The organism is Asticcacaulis solisilvae (genome assembly GCF_052327315.1).
Taxonomy (GTDB): Bacteria; Pseudomonadota; Alphaproteobacteria; order Caulobacterales; family Caulobacteraceae; genus Asticcacaulis; species Asticcacaulis solisilvae_B.
The window spans coordinates 17,077-42,136 of record NZ_CP166197.1 but is presented as its reverse complement, the minus strand read 5'-3'; the positions used below and the strand labels follow the sequence as shown (position 1 = coordinate 42,136).

Annotated in this window: 20 protein-coding genes; 16 read left to right on the top strand and 4 right to left on the bottom strand. The window is 64.8% G+C overall.

What is annotated here, in order from left to right:
- The first annotated feature begins 28 nt into the window (after nt 1-28).
- The 5 genes from rfbC (at nt 29) to AB8717_RS19565 (ending at nt 5,142) form a co-directional block, all read left to right on the top strand.
- On the top strand, nt 29-571 hold the full coding sequence (gene rfbC / locus AB8717_RS19585; RefSeq protein WP_443751204.1) for a dTDP-4-dehydrorhamnose 3,5-epimerase: 543 nt from the start codon (nt 29-31) through the stop codon (nt 569-571).
- Nucleotides 572-649: 78 nt separating this feature from the next.
- Nucleotides 650-1,714 carry a dTDP-glucose 4,6-dehydratase gene (gene rfbB, locus AB8717_RS19580; RefSeq protein WP_443751203.1) on the top strand — a complete coding sequence of 355 codons (1,065 nt, stop codon included), beginning with the start codon at nt 650-652 and terminating at the stop codon, nt 1,712-1,714.
- A gap of 3 nt (nt 1,715-1,717) precedes the next feature.
- Entirely contained in the window at nt 1,718-2,608 is an 891-nt protein-coding gene (gene rfbD / locus AB8717_RS19575; protein ID WP_443751202.1) for a dTDP-4-dehydrorhamnose reductase, read from the top strand.
- 3 nt (nt 2,609-2,611) lie between these two features.
- On the top strand, nt 2,612-3,481 hold the full coding sequence (gene rfbA / locus AB8717_RS19570; RefSeq protein WP_443751201.1) for a glucose-1-phosphate thymidylyltransferase RfbA: 870 nt from the start codon (nt 2,612-2,614) through the stop codon (nt 3,479-3,481).
- Nucleotides 3,463-5,142 (top strand): glycosyltransferase family 2 protein, encoded by a 1,680-nt coding sequence (locus tag AB8717_RS19565; RefSeq protein ID WP_443751200.1) that lies wholly within the window; start codon nt 3,463-3,465, stop codon nt 5,140-5,142. The genes rfbA and AB8717_RS19565 overlap by 19 nt, the downstream gene beginning before the upstream one ends.
- On the opposite strand, the gene AB8717_RS19560 is transcribed toward AB8717_RS19565, so the two are convergent.
- Nucleotides 5,137-6,963 carry a hypothetical protein gene (locus AB8717_RS19560; RefSeq protein ID WP_443751199.1) on the bottom strand — a complete coding sequence of 609 codons (1,827 nt, stop codon included), beginning with the start codon at nt 6,961-6,963 and terminating at the stop codon, nt 5,137-5,139. The two genes, AB8717_RS19565 and AB8717_RS19560, sit on opposite strands and share 6 nt — an antisense overlap.
- A gap of 131 nt (nt 6,964-7,094) precedes the next feature.
- On the opposite strand from AB8717_RS19560, the gene AB8717_RS19555 reads away from it, so the two are divergent.
- A complete protein-coding gene (locus tag AB8717_RS19555) occupies nt 7,095-8,072 on the top strand; it encodes a capsular polysaccharide export protein, LipB/KpsS family (protein WP_443751198.1) in 978 nt (325 codons plus the stop codon).
- On the opposite strand, the gene AB8717_RS19550 is transcribed toward AB8717_RS19555, so the two are convergent.
- Both AB8717_RS19550 and AB8717_RS19545 read right to left on the bottom strand, forming a co-directional pair.
- Nucleotides 8,069-8,851: a hypothetical protein gene (locus AB8717_RS19550; RefSeq protein WP_443751197.1), complete on the bottom strand. Its 783-nt coding sequence runs from the start codon at nt 8,849-8,851 to the stop codon at nt 8,069-8,071. The genes AB8717_RS19555 and AB8717_RS19550 overlap by 4 nt on opposite strands.
- A gap of 21 nt (nt 8,852-8,872) precedes the next feature.
- Nucleotides 8,873-9,487 carry a class I SAM-dependent methyltransferase gene (locus tag AB8717_RS19545; RefSeq protein WP_443751196.1) on the bottom strand — a complete coding sequence of 205 codons (615 nt, stop codon included), beginning with the start codon at nt 9,485-9,487 and terminating at the stop codon, nt 8,873-8,875.
- A 187-nt stretch (nt 9,488-9,674) separates the two neighbouring features.
- Between AB8717_RS19545 and AB8717_RS19540 the strand changes: the two genes are divergently transcribed.
- Together AB8717_RS19540 and AB8717_RS19535 are read left to right on the top strand one after the other, a co-directional pair.
- Nucleotides 9,675-10,745 (top strand): GSCFA domain-containing protein, encoded by a 1,071-nt coding sequence (locus AB8717_RS19540; protein WP_443751195.1) that lies wholly within the window; start codon nt 9,675-9,677, stop codon nt 10,743-10,745.
- Between the two features lie 67 nt (nt 10,746-10,812).
- The gene (locus tag AB8717_RS19535; RefSeq protein WP_443751194.1) at nt 10,813-11,478 is read left to right on the top strand and encodes a hypothetical protein; all 666 of its coding nucleotides are present in this window, start codon (nt 10,813-10,815) and stop codon (nt 11,476-11,478) included.
- A 76-nt stretch (nt 11,479-11,554) separates the two neighbouring features.
- On the opposite strand, the gene AB8717_RS19530 is transcribed toward AB8717_RS19535, so the two are convergent.
- Complete coding sequence (locus AB8717_RS19530; protein WP_443751193.1) at nt 11,555-12,298, bottom strand: hypothetical protein; 744 nt, start codon at nt 12,296-12,298, stop codon at nt 11,555-11,557.
- 353 nt (nt 12,299-12,651) lie between these two features.
- Here AB8717_RS19530 and AB8717_RS19525 point away from each other — a divergent pair, with 353 nt between their 5' ends.
- The 8 genes from AB8717_RS19525 (at nt 12,652) to AB8717_RS19490 (ending at nt 25,044) form a co-directional block, all read left to right on the top strand.
- Complete coding sequence (locus tag AB8717_RS19525) at nt 12,652-13,707, top strand: glycosyltransferase family 61 protein (protein ID WP_443751192.1); 1,056 nt, start codon at nt 12,652-12,654, stop codon at nt 13,705-13,707.
- On the top strand, nt 13,708-14,646 hold the full coding sequence (locus tag AB8717_RS19520) for a hypothetical protein (protein ID WP_443751191.1): 939 nt from the start codon (nt 13,708-13,710) through the stop codon (nt 14,644-14,646).
- A gap of 1 nt (nt 14,647) precedes the next feature.
- The gene (locus AB8717_RS19515; protein ID WP_443751190.1) at nt 14,648-15,415 is read left to right on the top strand and encodes a 3-deoxy-manno-octulosonate cytidylyltransferase; all 768 of its coding nucleotides are present in this window, start codon (nt 14,648-14,650) and stop codon (nt 15,413-15,415) included.
- The gene (gene kdsA, locus AB8717_RS19510) at nt 15,415-16,263 is read left to right on the top strand and encodes a 3-deoxy-8-phosphooctulonate synthase (RefSeq protein WP_443751189.1); all 849 of its coding nucleotides are present in this window, start codon (nt 15,415-15,417) and stop codon (nt 16,261-16,263) included. The genes AB8717_RS19515 and kdsA overlap by 1 nt, the downstream gene beginning before the upstream one ends.
- A gap of 270 nt (nt 16,264-16,533) precedes the next feature.
- Nucleotides 16,534-19,632, top strand: a complete 3,099-nt coding sequence (locus tag AB8717_RS19505; RefSeq protein ID WP_443751188.1) for a glycosyltransferase family 2 protein — start codon at nt 16,534-16,536, stop codon at nt 19,630-19,632.
- Nucleotides 19,632-21,272, top strand: coding sequence for a hypothetical protein (locus tag AB8717_RS19500; protein ID WP_443751187.1), 1,641 nt, complete (start codon nt 19,632-19,634; stop codon nt 21,270-21,272). The genes AB8717_RS19505 and AB8717_RS19500 overlap by 1 nt, the downstream gene beginning before the upstream one ends.
- Nucleotides 21,265-23,955, top strand: coding sequence for a hypothetical protein (locus AB8717_RS19495; protein WP_443751186.1), 2,691 nt, complete (start codon nt 21,265-21,267; stop codon nt 23,953-23,955). The genes AB8717_RS19500 and AB8717_RS19495 overlap by 8 nt, the downstream gene beginning before the upstream one ends.
- 3 nt (nt 23,956-23,958) lie before the next feature.
- On the top strand, nt 23,959-25,044 hold the full coding sequence (locus AB8717_RS19490) for an NAD-dependent epimerase/dehydratase family protein (protein ID WP_443751185.1): 1,086 nt from the start codon (nt 23,959-23,961) through the stop codon (nt 25,042-25,044).
- Nucleotides 25,045-25,060: the final 16 nt, after the last annotated feature.

The window sequence follows — 25,060 nt, the reverse complement described above, 5'->3', positions numbered from 1 at the left end:
GGACGACCGGCACGGATCAGGATACCAGATGCAATTCGAACGCTTTTCCATTGCCGGCCCCGCCCTTATCAGACCGAAGATGATCGGCGATTCCCGGGGCTATTTCATGGAGGCCTTCAAGGCCGACTGGTTCCGCGAAACCATCGAAGACGTCACCTTCGTACAGGACAACCAGTCCCTGTCGGCCGAAACCGGCACCATCCGCGGCCTGCACTATCAAAAGGCGCCCGTGGCGCAGGGCAAGCTTGTCCGCTGCCTGAAGGGCTCGATCTTCGATGTCGCCGTCGATATTCGTCCGGGTTCGGAAACCTTCGGCCAGTGGGTGGGCGTCACCCTGACGGCCGCCGCCGGCGAACAGCTCTGGGTGCCGGAAGGCTTCGCCCACGGCTTCTGCACGCTTGAGCCCCAGACCGAGGTCTTCTACAAGGTCACCAATCCCTATTCGCGCGAACACGACGCCGGGGTCGCCTTCGACGATCCGGCGATCGGCGTCGCCTGGCCCATCGACCTGTCGAAGGTCATTCTGTCCGATAAGGACAAGGTCCAGCCCAAGCTTGAGTCTTTGCGCTGATCGCTTTATGAGAGCCTGACATCTGTTGAGGCTTTGGCATTTCTTCTGAATACGGCGCGGGGGCACTGGAAACATAAAATGCGTATATTGGTCACCGGGGGCGCGGGGTTCATCGGATCGGCGCTGGTCCGTTATCTGGTCGCGGAGGAAGGTTGCGAGGTCCTGAACCTCGACAAGCTGACCTATGCCGGCAATCTGGAAAGCCTGGCGCCCATCGAGGGCAGCAACAGCTACAGCTTCGTCCAGGCCGACATCTGCGACCGCGCCGCCGTCACCGCGGCGATCGAAGGCTTCCGCCCCGATCATATCATGCACCTGGCGGCGGAAAGCCATGTCGACCGCTCGATCACCGGCGCCGGAGAATTCGTCCAGACCAATGTCATCGGCACCTTCACCATGCTGGAAGCGGCGCGCCACTACTGGATGAGCCTCGACGCCGAGGCGAAGGCGAACTTCCGCTTCCTCCACGTCTCGACCGACGAAGTCTACGGCAGCCTCGGCCCCGACGGCCTTTTCGAGGAAACGACGCCCTACGACCCGTCGTCGCCCTATTCGGCGTCGAAGGCGGCTTCGGATCATCTTGCCAAGGCCTGGCACCGCACCTACGGCATGCCCGTCGTCGTATCGAACTGCTCGAACAATTACGGCCCGTACCACTTCCCGGAAAAGCTGATCCCGCTCAACATCCTGAACGCGCTGGAAGGCAAGCCGCTGCCGGTCTACGGCGACGGCTCCAACATCCGCGACTGGCTGTACGTCGAAGACCACGCCCGTGCCCTGCACCTGATCTGCTCGCAGGGCCGGCTTGGCGAGACCTACAATGTCGGCGGCCGCAACGAACGGACCAATATCGACGTCGTCCGGCGCATCTGCTCGATCATGGACGAACTGCGCCCGCAGAACGCCCCGCACGACCGGCTGATCACCTTTGTCACCGACCGTCCCGGCCACGACCACCGCTACGCTATCGACGCCACCAAGCTGGAAACCGAGCTCGGCTGGAAGGCGCGCGAAAACTTCGACAGCGGCATCGCCAAGACGGTGCGCTGGTATCTCGACAACGAAGCCTGGTGGCGCCCCCTGCGCGGCGAAGTCTACACCGGCGAACGCCTGGGTGTCCTGGCCACGCCGGTGAAGGCCTGACCCATGCGGATTCTCGTCACGGGTAAGGAAGGCCAGGTCGACACGTCTTTACAGGCCCTGGCCGACACGCAGCCGGATATCGAACTGATCCGCATCGGCCTGCCCGAGGCCGACCTGTCGCGCCCGGAAACGCTGGACAGCCTTGTCCGCGGCGCACGGCCCGACGTGATTGTCTCGTCGGCGGCCTATACGGCGGTCGACAAGGCGGAAAGCGAAGCGGACCTTGCCCAGCGCATCAACGGCGACGGGCCGGGCCGGCTGGCGCAGCTGGCGGCCGAACTGAACATCCCCATCCTGCACCTGTCGACCGACTACGTCTTCGCCGGCGACAAGGACGGCGTCTATGACGAAGACGACACGCCGGCGCCGGTCAGCGTCTATGGCAAGACCAAGCTGTCGGGCGAAGACCAGATCCGCGCGGCGACCCCGAACCACGTCGTCCTGCGCACGGCCTGGGTCTATTCGCCGTACGGCAACAACTTCGTCAAGACCATGCTGCGCCTCGGCGAAACGCGCGACGAAATCAACGTCGTCGCCGACCAGCACGGCTGCCCGACCTATGCGCCCGAAATCGCCCGCGCCCTGCTGGCCGTCGCGCGGAAGGTCGCCGCGGATGCCGATCCGGGCTTACGCGGCGTCTTCCACCTGACGGGCGAAGGCGAGACCACCTGGGCCGGCTTCGCGCGCGGCATTTTCGAAGGCGCGGGAAAGCGCGGCCGCAAGCCGGTGGCCGTCAACGACATTCCGACCTCGGCCTACCCCACCCCGGCAAGCCGGCCGGCAAATTCGCGCCTTAGCGGCAAAAAACTGAAAAACGTGTATGGCTTAAGTCTCGATCCGTGGCGCGTGTCGCTGGCGGAGTGCCTTGACCAGCTGTGCGGACCGGAGATCTGACACATGAAGGGTATTATTCTGGCCGGGGGCAGCGGTACGCGCCTGCATCCGATGACCATCGGCGTTTCCAAGCAGATGATGCCGGTCTACGACAAGCCGATGATCTACTATCCGCTCAGCACCCTGATGATGGCGGGCATCCGTGAGGTCCTGATCATCTCGACGCCGCACGACCTGCCGCTGTTCCGCAAGCTCCTGGGCAGCGGCGAGCAGTGGGGCATTTCCCTGTCCTATGCCGAGCAGCCCAGCCCGGACGGCCTGGCCCAGGCCTATGTGATCGGCGCCGATTTCGTCGGTTCCGAGCCGTCCTGCCTGATCCTGGGCGACAACATCTATTACGGCTCAAGCCTGCCCACCCACCTGGAAAGCGCCGCCGGCATCAAGAAGGGCGCCTGCGTCTTCGCCTACCAGGTCTCGGATCCCGAACGCTATGGCGTCGTGGAGTTCGACGACCAGATGCGCGCCCTGTCGGTCGAGGAAAAGCCGGAAAAGCCGAAGTCGAACTGGGCGATCACCGGCCTGTACTTCTACGACAACCAGGTCGTCGACGTCGCCGCCAATCTCAAGCCTTCGGCGCGCGGCGAATACGAAATCACCGACGTCAACCGCGTCTATCTCGAGCGCGGCGAGCTGGCCGTTCAGCCCATCGGCCGCGGCTATGCCTGGCTGGACACCGGCACGCCGGACAGCCTGCTCGACGCCGCCGAATTCGTGCGCGTCCTCGAAAAGCGGCAAGGCTTCAAGATCGCCTGCCCGGAAGAGGTCGCCTGGCGCAAGGGCTTTATCGACGATGTCGCGATGGAACGCCTGGCCGACGGGCTCGGCAAAAGCAATTACGGGCAATATCTGCGGAAATGCCTGAGCAACGCCTGACGCTGGCTGAGGGATGGTACAGGTTCGGCGTCGCCGATAAAGACGCCGTGGTCGTCGTGACTCTCGCCGATCCCGCCTTGCCGGCCTTTGTTCAACTCACCGCCACCTCCGCCACGCCGGCCCATGCCCGGCTGGCGGCCGGCACCTACCGGGCCGAAACCGTGTCGAACCTGCCCTCGCCCGCCTGGAGCCTGGTTCGCCTCGACGCGGCGGCCCGGCTCAGGTTTTTCTCGACCGAGGTTTTCCGGCGGCTGAAGGCGGGGCAGTCTCCCGAAGCCTTCCTCCGCCAGATCGGACGCGTGTTCCATCGCTCCACCGGCACGGGTGGCGTAGCGGGCGCCGGGGCCGGGACGAGCCCCGCCGGTTTGCCCGCTTCCGGCCCGCTGGCCGTGGCGCGCCTTGCCGACATCACGCGCGGCGTCCGATATGCGGAGTGCGAGGGCCCCGCAATATTCGTCACGGCCTGCGACGAAGCGTCCCTGCTGTCCCAGTCCTACCGGTCGTTCACCACCGATCCGGCCAGGCGCGACGATTGCGAGTTGCTTTTCACGCTTCCGGCCGGCGCCGTCCTGGCGCCCGACGCCCTGCGGAAGCTGGCGCGGCCGTTTATCGACAGCCCCGGCGTCGACCTCGTCTTTGCCGATGTCTTTCATGACAGCACCTCGACCTACAATTTCGCTCACGATCCGCGGCTTCACGGCGCTTCGGGAGATCTGTCGCCGATCGTACTCCGGCGCCGCGCCGCCACCACGCCCCGGCGCATCGTCCGCCTCGGCGAACCGCTGGCCATCGTCAAGGCGCTCACGGCGGCTTACAGCCCGCCCCCGCCCCCGCCGCCCACCGACACTCCGGTCAGCTGCATCATTCCGACGCGTGACCGCGCCGGCCTGCTCGAACAGGTCACAACCGGCCTGCTCGACGGCAGCGACGGCGTAGGCGACATCGTCGTGGTCGACAACGGATCGGTCCAGACCGAAACCTTCGCCCTGTTCGAACGCCTGGCCCGGCACGGCGTGAAAATCATCCGCGATGACGGCGACTTCAATTTTTCCCGGTTGTGCAATGTCGGCAGCCGGCAGGCCGAAAGCCCGCTCCTCGCCTTCATCAACAACGATATCAAGGTCCGGCGCCGCGACTGGCTCAGCAATCTGGCGCGCTGGGCGGTCCTGCCGGACGTCGGCGCCGTCGGGACGCGGCTGCTGTACGAAGACAACAGCCTGCAGCACGGCGGCATTGCCCTGGGGCTGGGCGGCGTATGCGGGCATCCCTTCCGCCACTGGCCCGAAGCGGCCTGGTCGCAGGTGCCGAGCCTGGTCCACCCGGGCACGCGCAGCGCGGTGACCGGCGCGGTGCTGATGGTCGAAGCCGCGAAGTTTAACGCCGCCGGCGGTTTCGATGCCGAGCATTTTCCCGTCACGCTCAACGATGTCGACCTGTGCCTGCGCCTGCAAAAGGCCGGCTACGACTGCGTCTACGACCCCGCCGGCGAGGCCTGGCATCTGGAAGGACGCTCGCGCGGCGAGGATGATGCCCCGCTAAAGCGTGCGCGGCGCGACGCCGAGATCAGGACCTTCCTGTCGCGATGGGCCGCCGAAATCGAGGCCGAGCGGTGGTTCTCGCCCCTGTTGTCGCGCGCCCACGAAGAGATCAGATTGCTATAGGGAATAGACGGCCTGGATCAGGGCCCCGACATGGCGATCGAGGCTGGCGTCGCGGCTTGACGGGCGGCTGAGGTCGACGGCCGCGCTTTCGCAGAACCACTCGAAGACACCGGCATAGTCGATCGTCGCTTCGGCCGCCAGGCAGGCCTCCCACGTCGCGGCGATATCGTCCGCCGTCCCCGCAACCATGGGCGTGAGACAGGCCGCCGGCCCGAAGATGGCGATCGGCTTATTGTGCAGCATCGCCTCGAAGCCCGCGTCTGCGTCGTCGGTGAAAAGCACGCGCGAGCGCTCGCAGAGACTGTGGAGCGTATCGCGGCTGACATGGACGTGCTGGCCGTCGATGAGGCCGTCGAGCAGGGCATCCGGCGGCACCTTCAGGACCAGAGACAGCCCCCTGTCCTTTGCGAAGCCGGCAAGGCCTTCGATCAGCGCCATCCGGGCGTCGGTACACGGGAAAGACACCGGGAAAAGAATATCGTAGCGGCCGGTGGACGCTGGCTCCGGCGCCCCCGCCTGCGACGGCAGCTTTCCGCCGGCCAGCCGCTTGCGGTAGGCTGTCCAGGCGCGGCGGGAGTCCGGATACGTCTCCGGTGGCCGCGGCTGATCGGGGTGGACATCGAGGGTGACGGTGTCGGGCAGGCCCTGGCGGACATAGACGGCGGCCGGAACCGTCAGGCCGGCCAGACCGGCGCGGCACGCACCGGGCACGACCGCGAAGTCGCCGCTGTTGGCATTGAGGTGGTCCGCGGTGATCTCACGCGCCGGGAGCTCGATGATCTCGACCCTTATGCCGCGCACCTCGAGGCGGTTTGCCAGGTAGGTCACGAACTCGCGCGTCTTCATGTGCTGCCGGACCGTCTGGTCCTCGACCGGCGGGACGACCCCGGTGGGATCCGCGAGCAGATCCGGACGCGCGACGAAGATCGTCCCCGAACGCGGCAGGCGGAGCCTGAGCGCCGGCCGGGCGTCATAGAACAGATTGACCTTTCCGTCCGGGCTGCGTTCTGCGGCGCGATTGAGGACGTGCTTGCCCTGGACCTGTTCGTAGGGAGAATCGCTCAGCACCTTCTGCAGCGATACGAAGGGCTCGAGGAATTCCTTGTTGTCGCCCTTGGCCGACCAGATGATCGAGTTCAGCTTGTAAAGCTGGAAGTCGGCATACTTGGCTTTCAGGCCCGAGATGCGGACCGTGTCCTGCATCTCGGTCATCAGGCCGTAGATGGTCAGCTGGTCGACGAACCAGCCCGCCGCGCCGGTCTCGAAATGCCCGGCGAGCCGCCTGGCCAGTTCGGCGGCGAACAGCCGGCCGGCCTCGGTCGGGAAATAGACGACGACGCCGGCGGCGACCTTGAGATGATCGGGCCGGCCGAGGTCGTTGTCGTCCCGCCGGACCAGCGCGACATCCGATCCCGCCGGACCGAAGATCATGTCGACGGGATTGATGAAGACGGAATCGACATCGATGCACAGGAGCGGGCATCCGGCGGCGGCCGTCAGGTCGGCGGCGACCATGAAGCGGCAGGACGCGTAATAGGCCTTCTGAGTCTGCGGCGCCATGGCGCCGAGGTCCGTCACCTCATAGGACACCGAGACGGACGTCGCCGCGACGCCCTGTGCCAGCGCTTCGCAGAAGGCCAGGTCGCCGTCCTGCGGATTGACGACGTGCAGGACGACATCGAGGCCGGGCGAAAACAGGTCGATGCTGCGCAGCAAGGCCGGGGCATATCTGAGATATGCACTGTCGCACGCCGCCAGAATGGTCAGAGGCGAGCCGAAAAGGGCGTCGGATTTCAGGTGCCACAGGCGTTCAGCAGTCATGTCGGGTCCGATGCGATGACCGTCCGGCTGCCGGTCAGGCTCATAAGGTCAGCCCTATTACGTCAGCAGATGCTTGCGTTGCAAAATATAAATCGCGGACAGGACCAGGGCGCCATGCTATGACGCCCCGGATGAAACGACGGATTTTTATCGCGCGCCCGCGGCTGGACTGCTCCTTCAAGCCAGGCCCCGTTCCCGACATCGAAGGCCCGCCGCGAAACGCCATTCTCGAAAAGTTCGGCGCCTTCATCGACGGCATCGCCGACTATCACTGCGCCGCCGGCGACGCCGTGACCGTCATGCGCAAGCCGCTCTGGGCTTTCGCGTTCGCTGAGATGGAGGCGGTGTGCCGCGACCATGACCGCGTCTATTTTCCCCACAAGCTGAAGCATCAGTTTCCGATCGGCGACACGGCGGTGTTTTATAAGAACGCGCCGATTGCCGGCTATTTCACCGTCGATCCCAAAGGCTGGGGCGCCTCGCTGTCCTTCCTGCCGCCGCCCTTGCTTTCCGGGACCGCGGCCGATGCGACCTTCGAGCGCTTGCGCGTCGCGATCGCCAACAACGAATCGATCTTCGACCAGCCCGAAACCACGGCGCCGCCGGTGGACGGAGCCTACGACCTGTTCACCTGCCAGGTCCCTCATGACGAGACGATACGCTTCCACTCCGACGTCACGGTCGAGCAGGCCCTGGCGGTCGTCCTCGACTATGCCCGGCGCACCGGGCGGACCGTGGTGGTCAAGGGCCATCCGGCCAATCCCCGGTCGATGGCGCCGCTGAAGGACCTGACACTGGCCTGCCCCACGGCGAAATGGGTCGATGACATATCGATCCACACCTGCTTCGCGGGCGCCGACAGGGTGTTCCTGGTCAATTCGGGATCGGGGATGGAGGCGCTGGTGCACGGCAAACCGGTCATCCGTTTCGGCCGCGCCGAATACGACAGCGTCACGCCGCAATCCGCGCCAGACGTGGACGCCCTGATCGACATCGTGAACCGCCCGTACGATGTGAGCCCCTACCCGGCCTTCCTGCACGGCTATTTGCAGCGCTGCATCCGGCTGGGCGTGCCCGAGGACTATGCCCGCGTGCTGGAAAACCTTTAAGAGGTTGCCCACAGGGCTTTGACGCTCTCGAAAAACGCGACATTGGCTGCCCGGCATTCGGTCAGGGCCTCGGGATAGCGCGGCGCAAGCGGCGCGAAGCGCTGCCATTCCTCCGCCCGGCAGATGACGGGCGCGTGCTTCAGCCGGTACATTTTCGACATGTTCGGAACGGCCAGGACCCTCCGTCCCAGCAGGGTCGCCCAATAGGCGCCGTGATAGGAGTTGGTGATGACCAGGTCGCCGGACGCCAGGAATTCGAGCACGCTGTCGATATCCTCGCCGGCATTGGTCCGGGCCGGAAAGCCGTCGATGGGGATGGGAATGCGCTTGTGCTGGTAGACCACGACGTCGTGCGTCACCGGATAGTCGCGGTCGAACTGTTCCAGCATGCAGCTGGCGCACGGCACCCAGGGATATTCGGCGCCGAAATCGCGCACGCCCACCAGGTCGAAGGCCTTCAGATAATCCGGCAGCAGGCCGTCATAGGGCAGGACAAAGCCGCCCTTGCGATCGACATGTTCCGATTCCCCGATGCCCCAGGCGACCAGGCTTGTGACGCGCGGCCGAAGCTCGGCCAGCCGCCGCATATGGTCGTGGAAGGTCTTGGCGATCAGTCCGCCGCCGCCCAGCACGACATGCGGCGCAAGGGCGTCGGCGTCGAAATCCAGGATGTCGGCCAGGGCCTTGTTCGGGAAATCGAAATAGCGCTGCGGCGCGCAGAACCAGTCGCCGACATTGGTCGCATCCGTGCGGAAGACATTGCCGATATCACCCGTCATGTATCACCCCTTATGGTGTCTTCAATCCTGGCCGAATTCGAAAAGTTTCTGCCGGCCGTCGAAGGGCACGATGCCGATCAGCCGCCATCCCGCGTTTTCCGCCATGGCCACCAGACGGGCCGAGGTCAGCGCGTTGAACCATCCGTGCAGCAGCCGGTCGCGGCCGGCATCCAGCTCCGCCGCGTTGTAGGTCAGGATCAGTCGGCGCCAGCGCGAGGCGAGGCGCTGAAACAGCGCTTCGGGGTCATGGATATATTCGAGCACGCCCAGCATGACGACGATGTCCGCCTCGGCGTCGGGAAGCTGCCCGGCGTTCAGGTCGCAAACGTGCGTGCGGCCGTCGCGCGCCACAAGATCGCACGGAATGTAGGTGCATCCCGCGTGCAATACGCCTTCCAGGTCCATGCGGCCGCAGCCGAGATCGAGGATCGTCTTGCCCGGCCCGGCCAGGGCCGCGACGGCTTCGGCGCGATCCTTCCAGTTGCTGTGGAAGTTGTCGGCGACGCTCCACCGCGAAATGTCGGAAGACCGCGCCTGCATCAGCGCCTGGGTCTGCTCACGGCGCACCGTCTTGGGCAGGGCGGAAAACAGGACGGCCTCGTCCGGATGTCCCTCGTCACGCTCACCGACACTCACGATCAATCTCCGGGAAAATCAAGGGCCAGGCCAGCTGCCGCCCCTGGGCACTGTCTATCCGAGTGAGGCTGAAAACTCAAACGGCGAACCGGTATTATCCTGTTGAAGCCATGGCCCCAAGTCTGTTACGACTCGCCCGCCGGGCGCGTTTTCAGCTATCCGACACCCCTTCAGAAGGTTCAGTCGCATGAAAAATCCCTACGAAAATCTGCCTGAAATCGCATTCTGGAAAACGGCCGTCGCCCAGAAAAGCCTGTTCGACATCGGGCCCGTCTGGCAGCCGAAATTCTCCATCCAGCCCGCCGAAAAGGTCGTGACCTTCGGATCGTGCTTCGCCCAGCATATCGGCCGCGCCCTGGCCAAGCGAGGCTATGCCTGGACCAGCTTCGAGCAGCCTCCGAAGGGCCTGTCCGACGCCAACGCCAAGCGCTTCAACTACAATGTCTTTTCGGCGCGGACCGGGAACATCTACACCACCTCCCTGCTGCACCAGTGGACGCGCTGGGCGACCGGAGACGAGACCCCGCCGGCCATTTCGTGGGAAAAGAACGGCCGCTTTTACGATCCCTTCCGCCCGGCCATCGAACCCGACGGTTTCGCCTCGGAAGACGAAATGCTGCGGTCGCGGCAGGTCACGATCAAGGCCCTGGCCGACGCCATCGCCGGCGCGACCTATTTCGTCTTCACGCTGGGCCTGACCGAAAGCTGGAAGAACAAGCAGGACGGCTACGAATACGCCATCTGCCCCGGGACGGTCGCCGGCGTCTTCGACGAGAGCCAGCATGTCTTCGACAACCAGTTCTACGAAGCGATCCTTGCCGAGCTTTCAGCCGCCATGGACCGGATGCTGAAAATCAATCCCGGCCTGAAGTTCATCCTGACCGTGTCGCCGGTACCGCTGACCGCCACCAATTCCGGCAACCACGTCATGGTCGCGACGATGGAATCGAAATCGACCCTGCGCGCCGTGGCCGGACGACTGGCCCGAGAGCGCGCCGAGGTCGACTATTTCCCGTCGTACGAAATCATCAACAGCCCGACCTCGAAGGGCACCTTCTTCGAGCCCAACCAGCGCAGCGTCAATCCTTACGGCGTGAACTTCGTCATGGACAACTTCTTCGACTGCATGCGCCGCCAGTACGGGGAACCGGTCAGGACCGAACCGCCTGCCGATGCCCCGGCGCCCGTGGCCGAAAAGCCGAAGTCGCAGGACGACGTCGTGTGCGAAGAAGAACTTCTCAGCGCCTTCGGGACATAAATATTGCCAATCCGCGTGACCCGCCGCCGACGGCGGGTCGGCCTATTTTTCAGAGACCATAGACTTTATGAAACGAGTTTGCGTTATCGGCAGCAGCTATCTGGGCGCCGTATTCAAGGCGTACGAGCAGCGCCGGCCCGACACTATCAGCGTCGACTTCTTCGGCAACGGGCGCATGAGCTTCGGTCTCATCGACGTCGCCGACGGCCATGTGTCTAATATCCGCTTCTTCAATACGGACAACCGGAAACTTGCCGATACCTACGACGCCTTCTTCATCTATGGCGACATGCCGTCACCGCAGGATCTCGCCGTTCTGGAAAGGGCGTCGCGCAAGGCCGGTCACTCGGCCCAGCTGATCGCCGCACTGAAGGAAGACACGATCCGCGCGACTGAAACCTGGCGGCTTCTCGACAAGCTCGGCAAGGCCGTCACCCAGCCGATCCACGTGCTGTCGTGCAATGTGATGCTGAATGCCGTGCCCCTGAAAAGCGAAGACGAGTACACGCGCAACGTCACAGTGCTCAAAACGACCCTCGGCCAGGGCTATCACGAATTCCCGCGCCAGATCTTCAATGACGATTTCACGCCGAGGGCGGACTATTACAAGGACTCGGTCTATCTCGACGGACAGGCCGCCGACCCGCAGAAACACGCCAATCATGACCTCTATCACATGAACCCGACCGGCGGCGGCGTGATCCTCGACAGCATGATCGCCGCGGTTTCGTAGAGGGTCTTCCTGCGAACATGAAAAAGGGCGCCGGCCGGAATGGCGGGCGCCCTTTCCATTATCCCAAGGACGGCCGTCAGGCCGCGACCACCTCGCCGCGCATTTCGCGGTGCAGGTCCTCGACGCGCTGGTTGAAGCGGTTGCGCCCCGTCAGCATGTCTTCCGGCCTGACGAAGAACATGTAGACCATGGCGCGTTCGCCATACAGGATCTGGTGCGAAATCATCCGCGATTCGCCGAACCAGATTTCGCCGGGCTCGAACGCGATCGTATGCTTGGGCAGCGGATCGCGGCAGGCGTTGCGCGTGCCGCCCAGGACGTTGCCGCAGATATAGTCGTTCAGCAGGTTGGGATCCTTGCCGGCGAAGCGGCCCAGGTCGTGCTCCTTGTACAGCTGACGGGCATAGGTCACGAAGTTATGGCTGACATTCCAGATGCGCGGACGCTGGTCCAGGTTGCAGAAGATGCGGACCTGCTGGAAATCATCCTCGATCTGGTGGTTGTCCCAGTGGATATTCTCGAACAGCGTCTCGGTGATGCGGATGCTGGGGATGCTGCGGTAATAGTTGTAGTTCGGGAAGCAGGTGGCGAACAGGTCGAGCGTGACCTTGTGCGCGTCTTCCATAGCGCGGCTGGCACGCTGGAACAGCGACTTGTCCGAATTGCACAGGACTTCGAAGACGGCGCGCGACACGGCGTCGTTGAACTGAAAGCCATTGTTCTGGCCATCGTCTTCGACGTTTGTGTAGCCCTGGAAGAAGGTCAGCGATGTCATCTTCTTGAGCTTGCGGCGCACAGTATCGTCTTCGATCTTGTGCATATGAGATGACATTTCGGCAAATATACCCAAATCAATCGGCATCCGGTAGTCCTTCAGGATCACCAGGTTATTGGCCTCATACTCTTCTATAATGCCGTGAGGCCGCTTCTTGATTTCATCCAGCGTCAATTCTACAAAATAATCTTGAACATCAGGATGTTTGATAATTTTTGCCACTTGCAACGCTCTCCAGCACACCGTAAAACCGTCCGCGGAATTTACCTTAGCCGCTGCCTCCTCGCCAGCATTATTTTATGCCGAAACCGCACCTCAAGGGAGCGGGACGGAGGCTGGATTTACCGTTTTCCGATTCCGGCACGGCCGCGCTAAAGGTGTGCAGTTATTGAGGTTTTATGCGCCCCGACATTCGTTTCGTCGACTTTGACAGAGATCCGGCCGCCCAGCTGGGCAACAGCTTTGTCGTCGCGCCGCAGGACGAATTGCCGCAGGTGACGGTGCTGGAAGACGTCTTCGTCCTTCCGGACTACGACGCCATCTATACCGGTGACGGCCGGCGCCTGTACGGAACCCGCCGCAGCTTCGTTCCGAACGACCTCGACTTCGCCGCCAAGACGCTGGCGCGCTTCAACCAGAACTATGCGTCCCACGCCCCCGAACAGGTCGAAATCCCGGCGGACTTCGACACCCGAAGCGACGAGGTCTATTTCGCCGGCCACGCCTGGGCGCACTACGGCCACTTCCTGATGGACGCCATGGCGCGGTTCTGGGCGCTGGAAGACTTTCCGGACACGATGCCGGTGCTCTATACCGACCGCCTGGCCAAGGGATACAAGGACCTTCCCTACGTCTCGCCGGTCATCGACGCCCTGGGGCTGCGCGACCGGGCCTTTTCCGTCGACCGCCCGACGCGGTTCAAAAAACTGATCCTTCCGACCGCCAGCATGCAGAACGTCCACCGGGTCTACCATGCCCATGCCCGGCCACACATCGCCACGGCGCGCTTCCTGCTGAAGGACTATGCCAGCCAGTTCAAGGACAAGCGCGTCTATCTCAGCCGGTCCAAGCTGGGGAAGAACCTGCGGCAGTCGGGCCAGGAAGCGATGCTGGAGGACAGGCTCAAGGGCGACGGGTTTGTCGTCGTCTATCCGGAGACGCTGAGCCTCATCCAGCAGGTCGACATCTTCAACAATGCGGCCTCCATTGCCGGAACGGCCGGCTCGGCCTTCCATACCTCGCTGTTTTCGCTTCCCGAATTCAGCGGCAGGATCGCCATGCTGTCCTGGGACAAGATCAACAACCGCTACCTCATGGTCGACCTGATCAAGGCCTACCCCATCACCTATGTCAATTCGTGCAAGATCGAGGACATACTGGAAAACGAGCGCATCTCGTCGCTGAGCATTGACGTCGACAAGTCCTACGATGCGATCATCGAAGCGGTGATATAGGTGGCGGCCGCCCCCGTCCCGGAAGCGCCCCTGGCCGGCAGCGGCGTGCTGTTCGACGGCAACGACATCAAGGTGCGCTATACCGGCTTCGGCGACCAGGCGCGCCATCCCGAGACCCTGTTCGTCACCTTCACGCCCCGGCAGAACGACCGGCCGGAAGGCTTCGGCGAGGCCTTTTTCCAGAAGCTGAGCGTCAACGCCATCTATGTCGTCAGCAAATGGAACCACTGGTGGAACACGCCGGAATTCGAGACGGCGCTGCTGGCGGTGGCGGACTTCGTGGCGACGCTCAGGCCGCCGCGGCTGATCACCTACGGTTCCAGCATGGGCGGCCTGGGCGCCCTGCTCGCCGCCCACTATCTCGATCCGACCGAAACACTTGCCGTGTGTCCGCAATATTCCATGGACACCCGGATCGTCCCCTTCGAAAAGCGCTGGAAGGTGTACACGGCCAACATCACCTTCGGTCCCGACCTGATGGCGTCGGTGCCGTCCAAGGGAAAGACCTACATATTTGTCGACCTGCTGTTCGACAGCGACCGCCGGCACCTGGAGATGATCCGCGCCGTCCGCGGCGTGACGCCGATCCCGGTCAATTTCGCCGGCCACGACGTGGCGGGACGCCTCAACAAGTACGGCATACTCAGCTCTACGCTCGAAGCCATCGTGGCCGCCCCCCTCGATCAGCACCACCTGATCCGGACCATCCGCGCGTCGCGCCAGGCCTCGGCGCACTACTGGAGCATGCTGGGCACCCGGGCGCTGAACACAGGGCGTATCCGGCTGGCCAAACACGCCGCCACCTTCGTCATCCCGGCTGTCGGCACCGTCGGAAACAAGGCAAAATCGGCCGAGATTTTTACCTTCCTCTCGAGTTTTTACGCGAATCGCGGCCAACCCGCCAAGGCCGATTATTACACAAGGCAGTTGCAGTCCTGACATGAAGACGATCATCATCATTCCCGCCCGCTATGCCTCGAGCCGCTATCCCGGCAAGCCGCTGGTCATGCTCAAGGGCAAGTCGCTGATCCAGCGCTCCTGGGAAGCCGCCATGGCGGTGGACGGCGTGTCGGCCGTCTATGTCGCCACCGACGACGACCGTATCCGTGACGCATCTCTGGCCTTCGGAGCCAGGGTCGTGATGACTGCGGAATCGTGCGCCAACGGCACCGAGCGCCTGGCCGACGCCCTGCCGAACCTGCCGGAAGAGGCCGATCTCTATGTCAACCTGCAGGGTGACGCGCCGCTGACCCCGGCCTGGTTCGTCGAGGACCTGATCCGCGAAATGGCTGCCAACCCCGAGGTCCAGATGGCGACGCCGGTCCTGCGCTGCGACGCGGAGACCTATGCCAACTTCGTCGAGGACCGCAAGAACGATCGCGTCGGCGGCACGACGGCCGTCTTCGACCGCAACCGCAATGCGCTGTACTTCTCGAAGGAAGTCATCCCCTTTACCGGCAAGACCTTCGGCCCCGGCGACGACATCCCCGTCTTCCACCATGTCGGCGTCTATGCCTATCGCCCCGAGGCGCTCAAGGCCTATGGCTCGTGGCCGGTCGGGCCGCTGGAGCGCTATGAAGGGCTGGAACAGCTCCGCTTCCTGGAAAACGGCATGCCCATCCGCTGCGTCGAGGTCGACGGCAAGGGCCGGGTGTTCTGGGAGCTCAACAATCCCGTCGATGTCGCCAGAATCGAAAGTGTAATCTGATGTCCATAGCGCCGCAGCATGTCAAAACCCGCGTCATCGAAGTCGGTGGCATTCAGATCGGCGGCGACGAGCCCTACGCCCTGATCGCCGGTCCGTGCCAGATCGAAAGCCGCGACCACGCGCTGATGATGGCCGAGAAGATCGCCGAGGCCTGCCAGCCCACCGGCACGAAGTTCATTTACAAGTCGAGCTACGACAAGGCCAATCGGTCCTCGATCGGTACCGCGCGCGGCATCGGCATGGACGAGGGCCTGTCGATCCTGGCCGAGGTGCGCCGGCAGTTCGGCTGCCCGGTGCTGACCGACGTCCACGACGCGCATCAGTGCGCCCCCGTCGGCGAGGTCGTCGATGTCTTGCAGATCCCCGCCTTCCTGTGCCGTCAGACCGACCTGCTGCTGGCCGCCGGCGCGACGGGCCGCGCCATCAATGTCAAGAAGGGCCAGTTCCTGGCGCCGTGGGACATGGCCAATGTCGCCAGCAAGATCGCCAGTACGGGCAATGAACGCATCATGCTGTGCGATCGTGGGACGTCGTTCGGGTACAACACCCTGGTGACCGATTTCCGCGGTCTACCGACCATGGCGCAGACCGGCTATCCGGTCGTCTTCGACGCTACGCATTCTGTTCAGCAGCCGGGCGGCATGGGCGCGACCTCGGGCGGGCAGCGCGAGTTCGCGCCGGTGCTGGCGCGCGCCGCCTGCGCCATCGGCGTCTCGGCCGTGTTCATCGAAACGCACCAGGATCCGGACAGCGCCCCATCGGACGGCCCCAACATGATCCGCATCGAGGAGATGAAGGCGCTCATCGGCACGCTGCGCGCCTTCGACGACCTGGCCAAGGGGAAGTAAACCCGAAGCCGAATACGGTTAATTTTGCCGTGCGGCATCTTGCAACGCCTGTAAAAAATGCGCTACTCAGCATTGCAATAAAGCGACACCGTGCAGCCGGCAAACAACACTGCGCATCAGTCGCAAGACACACCTCGACGGGATAAGATGGTGAAAACCCAAAATTCAGCGCCCGCTGGATCATCCAGAACCATGACCGATTACGCGCAGGCCCTTGCGCGACGTTTAAGGCACGGAGGCAAGCAACCCCCTTCGCCGCAGGTCGTGCTCTTGCAAAAGAGCGCCCTGTTCGATGCGGCCTGGTATCTGGCGACCTATGAGGACATACGTCAGGCGGGCGTGAACCCGCTGACGCATTATCTTGAAAGCGGCGGCTTCGAAGCGCGCAATCCGAGCCGGTATTTCGACTCGGCGTGGTATCTGGCCGCCTATCCCGATATTGCCGAAGCCCGCCTCAATCCCCTCGTCCATTTTCTCGAGTCCGGCTACGCGGAAGGCCGCCTGCCCATGGCGGCGAACCGGCTGGCCGCGCTGCAGAACGACAGCGCCTATACACGTCATAAGATGACGTTCAGCATCGTCGAAGAGGCCAGCAAGGCCGACGCGCTCGACCTCATTCGCGGCAGCCGCCTGTTCAACGCGAAGTGGTATGTGACCACCTACCCCGATGTCGCGGACTCGAACACGGATCCGGCGGAGCACTACTTGACCGCCGGCGCGGCGGAACACCGCAGCCCGGGCCCCGATTTCGACGCCGAATGGTATCGCTCGATCAATCCGGAAGCCGCGCACAGCGACATGAACCCGCTGGTGCACTACCTGAAATTCGGCCAGGAACAGGGCTTCGAGCCGACCATGCCGGCCAGGCAGCGCCGCACGGCCGCCCCGAAAGCCAAGCCGGCGGAGCCCAAGCGCGGCGGTGAAGCCGCCGCCGCCCCTGCCCCGGCGCCCGCGCCGACGCGCGAAGAACAGCACATGGCGGATGCCGAGCTGGTCCGCAGAAGCGACCTGTTCGACGAAAAATGGTATCTCAAGACCTATACGGCGGTCGCCAAGAACGGCTACGACCCGGCCCTGCACTATGTCCGGGCCGGCGGCATGGCCGGCAACAATCCCAGCATTCATTTCGACTCGGAATACTATCTGGGCAAGGTGCCGGAACTGCGCCAGCAAGGGATCAACCCCCTTGTCCACTATCTGAAGGAAGGCCGGGCTCAGGGGCTGAAGCCGCTGGCCGCGCTTGACTTCGTCGCGCCCGGGTCGGCCGCGCAGACGCCAGTGGCGCCGTCCGTTTCGTCGGACTGGCCGTTGCAGCCGAACGAAGCGCACATCCTGATCGACCAGGTCCAGCTGGGTCTCTGCGCCCTGCCGGAACCGAACAGGAAGAATGCCATTGCCAGCATCCGGCCCTATCTGGATCCGGTGCTCGCCTTCTGCGCCCTGAGCGGACACGCCGGCGGACCGAAGTGCCGCTATCAGGGCGCCAGCCGGACCCAGCTCACCGAGGTCGAGGACGTTGCCGATCCGGCCGCCGTCCGCACCTTCGCGGCCCGGGCCGCCGCCGGTGTCCGGGTGGAAGACGCCTGGCTTGCGACGGAATACGACCTGCGCCTGCGATACGCGGTCGGCGCAGACGCCGCCGACCGCCTCGTTCGGCTGTACCAGTTCGACGCCACGGACGGCGCGCCGTTGCAGCTGGTCGGCCAGGCGCCGCTCGTGACCGAGGGCCTCGCCTTTGTCGACGCCGCGCTGGTCAGTCCCTACATGCCGGTGCTGATCCTCGTCACCGATGCTTCGGGCCAGGTGCTCGACACGACCCTGCTGCCCTTCCCGGCCCTGTGCCGCGGCGGCGCCTATCACGGCGAACTCGGCTTTGCCCCGGCGGACCCGTCGCCGCTCAGGAAGCTGCAACACCATTCCGACAGCCTGTTGCACGAATGGCTGGACAGCCGCGCCGACGCCCCGGCCTTCGCCATCGGCGGGCTGTGGCTCGACAATCCGCAGCTGGTCGGCACCGAGCGTATCTTCGCGCCGTCGCTCCTGGGCTGGCTGTCGCGCGTCATGCACCTGACCTGCGCCCTGAAGACGCCGGACGCCATCTCCGACGAAGACACGCGCGCCTACCTGGTTCAGGCCCTGTCGCCGGCGCTGGATGAGACCACGCAGGCGGCCGTCGCCGCGCGCCGCGCCGCGGGATCGCTCGACCTGGTCCTGGCCGGCAACAGCCTGCCCACCCTCACCGCCCTGGTGTCGCGCCGCCTGACCCTGGACGGCGACCGGGCCGCGGGCAGCTATATTTTCTGCAACGGCGTATCCGCCAAGCCGAAGTGCGTCGTCACCCTGCCGCCCTTCAGCGCGGACCTGATCGATCTCAGGCCGGTGAACGCGGCCGCCGGCTATCCCGTCCTGGCGCGGACGGCAGCCGGGGCCACGGCATCGGCCGGGCAGGTCACGCCGGGCAGCCTGCCGCTGGCCCTGCAGTTCCAGTCCCTGCTGCCGGACAATCCGATCGACCTCGCCTTCCCGCGCATTGCCGGCGAAGCCCCGCTGCTGTCCCGGACGATCAGCCCGAAGGACCGAGCGGCGATCTCCATCTCGGTCATCGTCACCTATCGCCCGGAGGACGACCTGCCGGCCTTCGCCGCCGCCCTGAAGGCTCAGACGCTGAGCGACCGCATCGGCAACATTACCTTCGTCCGCCAGACGCGCGGGGCACGCGACTCCCGGCTGGAAAAGAGTCTCGACGTCTTTTTCAGCGACCCGGACTACGTAACCGGCGTACAGGCGATCAATCTGGCCGTTTCCAACGGCCAGTCGGCGCCGGAGACCTGCGTCCTGTTGTGCGACGCCTCGGTCATCATGCCCGACAGGCGCACGCTGGAGGTCCTGTATCATCTTTCGGCCCTGCCGCAGGTGGCGACCAGCAGCTGCGTCATCGTCAGGGAGCAGACCGTCCGCCGCGACACCAGGGTGACGCTGGTTTCGGGCGGCTACTTCCCGTCGCACTTCTCGCTGACCGGCACCGGCAGCGTGCAGTTCCGGCAACTGGATTCGCTGGAAGCCCTGCCGGACATGACCTACCCGGTCATGGCCAACACCTTCCGGCTGACCCTGGTCCGCGCGGACGTCTGGAAGCGCCTCAACGGCATCGACACGGCGCGCTTCCCCGGGGCCCTGCAGGACCTGGATTTCGGCCTGCGCGCCGTCAGCGCCGGCATGCGGCACCTGTGCACGTCCAGCATCCGTGGCCTGTGCCGCGACAATTTCCAGCCGCCGGAAATCGTGGACGCCACGGCGGAGGACTTCCTGCCGCTGATGCAGTGGCAGGACGTCCTGCGCACCTGCACGCTGATCCGTGAGATTCCGTAATGGATATTCTCGTCGTCGTCCCCAGCGCCGAACACCTGAAGACCGCCGGCGTGCGCATCCGCTATACGCGGCTGCAATCGGCCCTCAAGGAACTGGGCCATAGCCTCAAGATCCGGCCGATCGCCGGCCTGACGTCGCCGGACGCGCTCAAGGAAGACGTTTTCCTGATCAGCAAGGTCTACGATACGCGGGCCCTGCTTCTGATGCGTGCGCTGAAGGCGCGCAACAAGATCGTCGGCGTGGACTTCTTCGACAACTACTTCACCCACCCGGAAAACGCCCGCCTTGTCCGGACGCACGACTGGGCGGTGGCCGCCGCCGGTCTCATGGACTTCGCCCTGTGCGCCACCGGAAAGATGAAATCCCTGCTGGCCACCGAGCTTCTGAACGACAAGCCGTGCCACGTGGTCAACGATCCGTACGAAAAGTTCGAGCCCGGCTACGTGTCGAAGTGCCTGACGACCAAGATCGAGCGCACGCGCCTGACCGGGCGGCTGCACCTCGGCTGGTTCGGCATCGGCAACAATCCCTACTTCCCGGTCGGTCTGGCCGACCTTTTCACCTACAAGGACCACCTGACCGCCTTCCGCACCTGCGGGTACGACGTCCACCTGACCATCATGAGCAACATGCTGGCGCAGAGCAGCCAGACGCATGCCATGCTGAGCCAGCTGAACCTGCCCTATTCGCTGGAAGAGTGGAGCGAGGAGCGTGAAAAGGCGCTTATCGAAAAGTGCCTCGTCTGCTTCCTGCCGGTCAGCGGCCAGTCGTTCAGCGTCGTCAAGTCGCCGAACCGCGCCATTTCGGCCTTTTCCCACGGCGCGCAGGTGCTGTCGGTGGGCTTCCCGCTCTATACGGCGCTGGCGCCGTTCGTGTACCGCTCGGCTGCCGACATCGTCGCGGACCTGGACGCGGACCGCCTGGCGCTGCGGCCGGATACGGTCGGAGACCTTGCCGGTCTGCTCGAGAACCAGGGCAGCCCGGCAACCGAAGCCCGGGCGCTTTCGGCCTTTCTGACGGGTCTGGCCGACGGCCGCACGCCGCGCCGGCGCGGCGCCAGGCGTGAACTGGCGGCCGTCGTCCAGGGACGCCAGTCGCCCGTAGTCATTGAAAAATATGTCCGGACACTCGACCACCTGACCGTCTCAAGCCCCTTCAGCTCCGCCGACCAGGTCTATGACGTCAAACTGTCCTTCGCCGGACCGGAGCCGGCCTTCCACCTGTCAGCGGCGGCTGTCAAAGCCCTGTTGCCGAAGTTCACAAAGTCGCTCGAGCCCCTGAGCGCCCGCAAGGACGGCCCGCAAGCCCTGCCTCTGGCGGCGGTCGTCCGGGACGGCTCCGGCGACTTCCTGGAGTTCGTGCGTAACGATCACCTGGCCAGCGTCATCGCGCTGTACGGTCCGGCCATGTCGAAAATGGCCGACTTCGCCAAGCTGCTGTTCGGCGATATTCCGGTCTATTTCTCGGAATGGGAGGCCCCCTTGCGGGTTGAGCAGGCCGAGCGGTATGCGCAGGCGCGTCCGCGCCGCGCCACCGAAGCCGGCGAGACCGCCGCGACGCCCGGCGCCGCGAAACCGAAGAGCCGCCGCGCCGGCCGCCGCCCCTCAACCCCTTCAGCCGCCGTGCTTGCCGATGCGTAGACACCATATCGTTTTCCTGGTGAACCTGCTGCAGGACGTGAACATGGTCCGGCCGCTGGCCATGCTGGCCGGACGCGAACTGGATGCCGACGTCGAATTCCTGCTGAGCTACGGCTTCCTGCGCCGCGACAAATCGCGGATATGGCAGGCCGAGATCGCCCAGATCTGCGGCCAGATCGACGCGACCGTCTCGATCTACAGCCAGGCCTGCGAAGCCGCGCGCCATCTCGCCGGCAAAAGCGGCGTCCTTATCGCCGCCAGCGAATCGAGCCTGAGCAACCATGCCGAAACGCACGACGTCTTCCGGGCGGCGCCCGAAGGCTTCCTGAAGGTCACGCTCCAGCACGGCTTCGAGTGCGTGGGCTTCCTGCAGAACCGCGAGCACGACAAGGCGCACGGCACCAGCGTCACCTTCGCCGCCGACGTGGTCTGCGGCTGGTTCGAACAGCGGATGATGCGATCGATGGTCGCGTCCGAACGCGCGAAGCTGTACGTCTCGGGCCCGCCGGCCGTACTGCAAGGCTCCACCGGCGTCCGCAAGCCGGGCAGCGGGGGCCTGGTGTGCGAAAACCTGCATTCGGTCCGCCTGTCCTCCAGCGGCGACTTCAAGGCGTCCTTCATGGACATCTTCGACCAGTTCTGCGCCAGAAAGGCCGAGCGCGGCGAAAAGGTCATCCTGCGCCCGCACCCCGGCGGCCAGTACGTGATCAAGAACAAGATCGCCCTGCCCGCCAATGTCGAGCTGAACAACCGGCCGATCTACAAGGTCAAGCTGAACCAGTACGACTTCGGCATATCCGCGCCGTCGTCCATCCTGATCGACATGATCCTGGCCGAAATCCCGACCGGGGTCTGGCGCGACGAAGACGGCGTCATGGACACCGGCAACTATACCGGCCTGACGGAAATCTCGTCGCTTCCCGACTGGCTGGCCTTCACCGAGCAGGCGCTCGCCAATCCCAAGCCGTTCCTGGCGCGGCAACGCAGCTTTCTCGACCGCGCCGGCATGCCGACGGACAAGAAGGACGTCCGCCGCCGCTTCCTGCGATTGCTGGCGGCGGGCGCGGCCCCCGCCCGCATCACCGTCACGACCGCCACGGCCGGCGGCGATGCCGGCCGGATACTGATCGTCGCCGGCAAGGACGCCACCGGCCTCCATCAGCGCCTCGCCGGCATGACGGCGTCCGGCGCCCTTGCCACCGAAACCCTGACGGAAGCCATGCTGGAACAGGCGGGCCCCGACGGCGATGCGCTTGTCGCGCGGACCTTCAACCGTTTCAAGCCGAACATGCTCGTCCTCTGCGGCTATGACGGCCCCGCGCTTGCCCAACTGCTGCGCATGGCGGCCAGCCGCAATTGCCCGTCGCTGCTGTGTGCCGATACGCTGCCCGCCGGCAGCGCGGCGGATGCGGTCCTTGCCGCCGATGCCGTCGCGGGCCCGGGGCTCGCGGCGTTCGAACGCCTGCACGACGCTTTCGGCGCCGCGCAGACCTGCCGTCTGGGGGAGGAACAGCCCTGGCTTGCCGGGCTTATGGAGCAGGCGCGCAAGGCCGTTCCCGCCGTCCGCGAACGCATCCTGGTCGTCGCCGATACGGTCGCGGCCACGCAGGACATCAGCTTCCGCCGTCCGCTGGCCGCCGCCGTCGCAGAAGGACAGGTCAGCCTGCACCTGATCGGCGACAACGACACCCTGCGCGACGAAGACGCGTGCCGCGCCTACTGGAACCGCGTCAATCCGACCGTGCTTTTCCTGTCGCGGTTCACCCACGCCCTCGAAACGCACCTTTATGGGCTGGCGCGGGAACACGATGTCCCGGTCGTCTTCCACATCGACGACAACCTGCTGCGCGTCAGCCCGCAGCTCGGCGCGGCCAAGTTCAACCTCTACAACGACCCGGCGCGCAAGGCGGCGCTGCGCGACGCCATCAACGCCTGCGACCTGCTGTACACGTCGACCCCCTATCTCGGCCAGGCCATCGCCGGGGAAGGCATAACCGTCCCGATCGTGGCAGGCGATATCTACTGCTCGATCGACAGCGACAAGATCCTGGCGCCGGCCTTCGCCGACACCCCGGTGATCGGATACATGGGCACCAGCGGCCATGCGGCGGACGTGGCCTCGATCATGCCGGCGGTGCTGCGCCTGATGACGGACCATCCGGAGCTGCGCTTCGAAACCTTCGGCACGATCAAGCCCGATCCCGCGCTGGCGCAATTCGGCGACCGCGTCGCGCACCACGCGCCGACCGCCAATTACGAAGCCTTCCTGGCCCGGCTTGCGCAGCTCGGCTGGTGGGCGGGGCTGGCGCCGATCGAGAACCACAGCTTCAACCTGTGCAAGGCCGACACCAAATGGGTGGAATACAGCCTGTCGGGCGTGCCGGCCGTCGCCTCCGACCTTCCCGTCTATACGCGCGCCTGCGCCGGCGGCGCCGGCCTGATGGCCACCACGGAAGATGACTGGTATGACGCCATGGCGCGCGTCATCGCCGATCCGGCCGTGCGTCAGGATGTTGTCGAGCGGGCGCAGGACAGGCTGCGGACCACCTATCGCCACGATATCCTGGCCGAACAGATTTTCCGTGTTATTGCACGGGCGCGAAGCCTCAGGGCGGCAGGCCCGTCTTCGCACACCGACCATCCCGAGGCCGCCGAGGCGGCGGTCCCCGAACAGCAGGTTTAGCACATGGGCAAAAGCGTCTTCATTACCGGCGGCGCCGGCTTTATCGGCTCGCGTCTCGTCAGGACGCTTAAAAGCCAGGGCTATGGCCCCTTTGTCGTCTACGACAGCCTGCACCCGCAGGTGCACGGCCCGGACGCCGTCTTCCCGGAGTTCAGCGCGGATGTCACCTGCATCAAGGCGCAGATCGAGGACGCCCAGGCCCTGCAAGGCGCCCTGGCCGCCTGCGACCCGGATGTCGTCATCCATTTCGTATCCGAAACCGGTACGGGGCAATCGCTCGACGAACTGGACCGCTACGTCGCGGCCAATGTGACGGGCACCTCGAACCTGCTGACCGCGATCGGCCTGCTGCCGAAGCGCCAGCGTGATTTCCTGCTGTCCTCGTCGCGTTCCATCTATGGCGAAGGTCCCTATATCGGTCCCGACGGCGTGCCGGCGCACCCGGAGCCGCGCAACTACGACGCCATGAAGGCGGGCGATTTCCGCGTGTTCGACCGCGCCGGCCGCGAACTCACCCCCGTGCCCGCGGGCCCCGATACCCCGTCCGATCCGCTGTCGGTCTATGCCTCGACCAAGCTCATGCAGGAGCACCTGCTGCTCAACTGCGCCGAAGCGAAAAACCTGCGCCCGAAGATCCTGCGCTTCCAGAATGTCTATGGTCCGGGCCAGTCGCTGCGCAACCCCTATACGGGCGTGCTGTCCATCTTCGCCGCGCAGATCATGGCCGGCAAGACGCTGAACATTTTCGAGGACGGCGTCATGGTCCGCGACTTCGTCTTCGTCGACGACGTCGTCAATGCCTGCGCTGCCGCCCTGGCGCTCGACGCCCCGATCGCCCGCGCCCTGAATATCGGGTCAGGCGAAGAAGCTTCGATCCTCGACGCCGCCAAAATCCTTATCGCGGACCTCGGCGGGGCGGCTGACAATTTCAGGATCACCGGCGATTTCCGTATCGGCGACATCCGTTACGCCTGCGCCGATATCGGCCCGACGCGCGCCGTCATCGACTGGGCGCCGCAAACCTCGCTGCGTGAGGGCCTGCGTGCGCTGGCAGACTGGACACGCGGTGAAATTGCGCTTACGGCCTGATCGTCGCCTTCTTTTC